At 70.2% G+C, this 4,680-nt stretch carries 2 protein-coding genes; both read right to left on the reverse strand.

Going from position 1 to position 4,680, the window contains the following annotated elements; all coding sequences use genetic code 11:
* On the reverse strand, positions 1 to 1,539 hold a 1,539-nt coding region (locus NP777_RS46475), incomplete at its 3' end, for a type I polyketide synthase (protein ID WP_256656256.1).
* A gap of 44 nt (positions 1,540 to 1,583) precedes the next feature.
* The coding region (locus tag NP777_RS46480; protein ID WP_256656255.1) for a type I polyketide synthase at positions 1,584 to 4,680 on the reverse strand (3,097 nt) is incomplete at its 5' end.

Consider the following 4,680-nt stretch of genomic DNA (forward strand, 5'->3'; position numbering starts at 1 on the left):
ACCCACATCCACCAGATCCAACCCAGGATCCCCCACCACAAACTCCCGCAACCGCTCCACCTGCCCCCGCACCGCCACCTCACCCGCACCCGACACCACCCACGGCACCGCAGGCAACACCACATCCTCGCCCCGAGACTCCTCCGCCACCTCACCAGGCGCCTGCTCCACAATCACATGCGCATTCGTCCCACTCACCCCGAACGCAGACACACCCGCCCGACGCGGCCGCCCTGCCTCCGGCCACGCCACCTGCCCCGTCAACAACTCCACCGCACCGGAAGACCAGTCCACATGCGGCGACGGCTCATCCACATGCAACGTCCGCGGCAACACCCCATGCCGCATCGCCATCACCATCTTGATCACACCAGCCACACCGGCGGCCGCCTGCGTATGACCGATATTCGACTTCACCGACCCCAACCACAACGGCCGCCCCGCAACCCGACCCTGACCATACGTGGCCAACAACGCCTGCGCCTCAATCGGATCACCCAGCGCCGTCCCCGTACCATGCGCCTCCACCGCATCCACATCCACCGCGGACAACCCCGCACTCACCAACGCCTGCCGGATCACCCGCTGCTGCGACGGACCATTCGGCGCCGTCAAACCATTCGACGCACCATCCTGATTCACCGCACTGCCACGCACCACCGCCAACACCCGATGCCCAAGCCGCTCCGCATCCGACAACCGCTCCACCACCAGCATGCCGACGCCTTCGCCCCAGCCGGTTCCATCCGCCCCCGCCGCGAACGCCTTGCACCGGCCATCGGCGGCCAGGCCGCGCTGACGGGAGAACTGGACGAAAGTGCCGGGTGTGGCCATCACCGTCACACCGCCCGCGAGCGCCAGCGAGCATTCACCCGACCGCAACGCCTGCACCGCCAGATGCAACGCCACCAACGACGACGAACACGCCGTATCCACCGTGACCGCCGGGCCCTCAAGCCCCAGCGTGTACGACACACGGCCGGAGGCGACACTCGCCGCGCTTCCGATTCCGACGTACCCCTCGAGCTCGTCCGGGACCGCCGACAGCCGCGAGACGTAGTCGGAGGACATCAGCCCGGCGAACACCCCGGTCCGGCTGCCCTTCAGGGAATCGGTCGGGATACCCGCCCGCTCCAGAGCCTCCCACGATGCCTCCAGCAGCAGCCGCTGCTGCGGATCCATCGCCAGCGCCTCACGTGGCGATATCCCGAAGAGACCGGGGTCGAAGTGGCCGGCATCGGGGAGGAACGCGCCCTCGCGGGCGTACGACCGACCCGCGCGATCCGGGTCGGGGTCGTACAGTCCGTCCAGGTCCCAGCCTCGGTCGGTGGGGAAACCGGAGACCGCGTCCACCGCCGACTCCGTCAGCCGCCACAGGTCTTCCGGGGAGCTCACCCCACCCGGAAAACGGCAGCTCATACCGACGATCGCGATCGGCTCACGGCTCTTGGCCTCGACGTCCTGGAGACGTTGACGCGTCTGGCGCAGATCGGCGGTGAGCTTCTTGAGGTACTCGAGTACCTTTTCGTCGTTCGACATTCCCGTGCCAGTCCCCTCGATTTCCGGTCGGACGTTCTCGCTGCTCATGACCCATCGAGTTCCTGGTCGATGATTCCGAACATGTCGTCGAGCGAGGCGGATTCGAGGTCCCGCTCAACCGCGCCCGGCCGCTCCGGACGGTGCAGGTCGGCCCACATCGCAACGATGGTCTCCATCCGCGAGGACAACTGCTCGCGCAGGGTCTCGTCCTCGGCCATCGCCGAAATCATGGCGGCCACCGTGTCCAGCTCGCTGAGCCGGGCCGCGACCGGGTCGGCCGCCTCCGGCACGACCTCGGCGAGCAGGTGCTCCGCCAGCGTGGCGGGTGTCGGATAGTCGAAGATCGCGGTCGCGGCCAGCCTGATGCCGGTGGTGGCACCCAACCGGTTGCGCAGCTCCACTGCGGTCAGCGAGTCGAAGCCGATCTCCTGGAAGGTCCGCGCCGTGTCGATCGCCGACGGGTCCGAGTGCCGCAGCACGGCGGCGACCTGCCCGCGTACCAGCCCCAGTACGGTCCGGCTCTGTTCCGCGCCCGACATCTCGGCAAGGCTCTGCCGTAGAGCCACCCCACCGTCACCGGCCTCGGCTGCCCGGCGTGGCGGGGTCGGTGCCAGCGCGCTGAGCACGGGCGGCACCGTACCGGTGGCCGCCACCGCACGGAGGTGCAACGGGGCGGCCACGAGTGTGGGTTCGCCACTCCGGCACGCGGTGTCGAACAGCTCGAGACCGCGCTCGTCGGAGAGGGGAACGGCGCCCGTGCTGGTCATACGGGCCACGTCCCGCTCCGACAGTTGTGCGGTCAGGCCGCTGCGCTGCTCCCACAGACCCCATGCCACCGACACCGCGGGGAGCCCCTGGGCCCGCCGGTGCACGGCCAGCGCGTCGAGGAAGGCGTTGGCCGCGGCGTAGTTGCCCTGCCCGGCGCTGCCCAGCACTCCGGTGGCGGAGGAGAACAGTACGAACGCGTCCAGGTCCAGTCGGCGGGTCAGCTCGTGCAGGTGCCACGCCGCGTTCGCCTTCGGCCGTAGGACGGTCTCCACGCGCTCGGCGGTCATCGAACCGATGACACCGTCGTCCACCACACCGGCGGTGTGGACGACAGCGCGCAGCGCCGGAATGGTGTCGAGCAACGCGGTCAGCTGGACACGATCGGCCACGTCGCAGGCGGCGACGCGGATCCGGGCGCCGAGCGCCTCCAGTTCGGTGGCCAGTTCCACTGCGCCGGGCGCGGTGTCACCTCCGCGACTGGCCAGCACCAGGTCACGTGCGCCATGGGTGGTCACCAGATGGCGGGCGGCCAGGCCGCCGAGTGTCCCCGTCCCGCCCGTGATCAGTACGGTGCCCGTGTCCCAGGCGGGGGCCTTCCCGTCCGGTACGGCCGCCTTGACCAGCCTGGGCACCAGCACCGTACCGGCCCGGATGGCCGCTTCGGGTTCCCCGGTCGCGAGCACCGCGGGCAGTGCCCCGAGGTCCGAGTCGTCGTGGTCGATCACGACGAGCCGGTCGGGGTTCTCCTGCTGTGCGGAGCGCAGAAGTCCCCGCACGGCGGCCGCCGCCAGATCCTCCACGTCATCACCGGTGGATGTGGCCACCGCGCGGTGGGTGAGCACCATCAGACGGGCATCGGTGTACCGCGCGTCCCCGAGCCACTCCCGCACCACTCCCAGCACTCGGCGGAGGGCGGACGAGGTCGCTTCCGGGGCCGGTCCGCCATCCGCCTCGGGCGGACACGACAGGACCAGCACATCCGGCACCTGGTCGATGGTGGCGAGGTCCCGATGGCGTAGTGGCGGCACACCGGCCGCGGTCAGCGCCGCGGTCAGTCGATGCTCGTCGTGGCCGCCCAGCAGGCCCCAGGACAGTGCCCGCGGGCCGGTGGCCCCCGTGGGGACGGGAAGCTCCTGCCACTCCAGCCGGAACAGCGCATCGCCGCGACTGCCACCCGCCTCGAGCAGTCGCTGCTCCGCGAGCGGACGCATCGCCAGCGCGTCGATGGACAGCACGGGCGCCCCGGTGGTGTCCGTCATCCGGATGGCCACCGTGTCCGGTCCGGCCGGGCTGAGCGTCACCCGCACGGTAGTGGCGCCCACCGCGTGCAGGGTCACCCCGCTCCAGGAGAAGGGGAGATGGGCCTGGCCCGGTGCGCTGACGAAGGTGCCAAGGCCGATGCCTTGCAGGGCCGCGTCCAGCAACGCGGGATGCACCCCGCAGCGGTCGGCGTCGCCCCTCACCTGCTCGGGCAACGCGATGTCGAGAAACACTTCGCTGTCACGGATCCATGCCTTCCGCAGGCCCTGGAAGGCGGGGCCGTACTGATAGCCCCGTTCGGCCATCGTCGTGTGCAACTCGGCGACATCGACCGGCCGGGCATCGACCGGTGGCCAGGCCGACGGATTCGCGGGCGGATCGCCACGCTCGCCCACCCGCAGGGTGCCTCCGGCGTGGCGTATCCAGTCACCCTCACAGCGGGAGAACACCGTGAAGGGACGACCTCCGTGGTCGTCCGGGCCGCCGACCGACACCTGGAGCTGCACGGTCTCCTGCTCGGGCAGGACGAGCGGCTCATGCAACGTCAGCTCCTCCAGTGTGTCGCAGCCGAACCGTGCCCCCGCCTGCAACGCGAGCTCCACGAACGCGGTGCCTGGCAGAAGGACCATGCCGAGGACGGAGTGGTCGGCCAGCCATGGCTGCCCGGCAAGCGACAGCGCACCGGTCAGCACACAACCGTCCGTGTCCGGGAGCGGCACCGCGGCGCTCAGCAGCGGATGGTCAACGGTGCCCAGGCCCAGCCCGGACGCGTCGCCCGTGCCCGCCGAAGGCGCCAGCCAGAACCGCTCACGCTGGAACGCGTAGGTGGGCAAGTCGACTCGTCGGGCGCCGGTGCCGTCGAAGGCCGTCTGCCAGTTGACCTCGACACCGCGGACGGACACCTCGGCCAGTGACGTCAGGAACCGTCGTACGCCTCCCTCGTCCCGGCGGAGCGAACCGGTGGCCACGATTGGGGTGTCCATCGCATCGGCGGTGTCCTGGATGCCGACGGTCAGCACCGGATGCGGACTGGCCTCGACAAACACCGTATGGCCCTGGCCGATCAGAGCTTCGACGGTGCTCTGGAACTCCACCGTCTCACGCAGATTCCGA

Origin of the sequence: Streptomyces rugosispiralis, assembly GCF_024505145.1 — a bacterium.
Taxonomy (GTDB): domain Bacteria; phylum Actinomycetota; class Actinomycetes; order Streptomycetales; family Streptomycetaceae; genus Streptomyces; species Streptomyces rugosispiralis.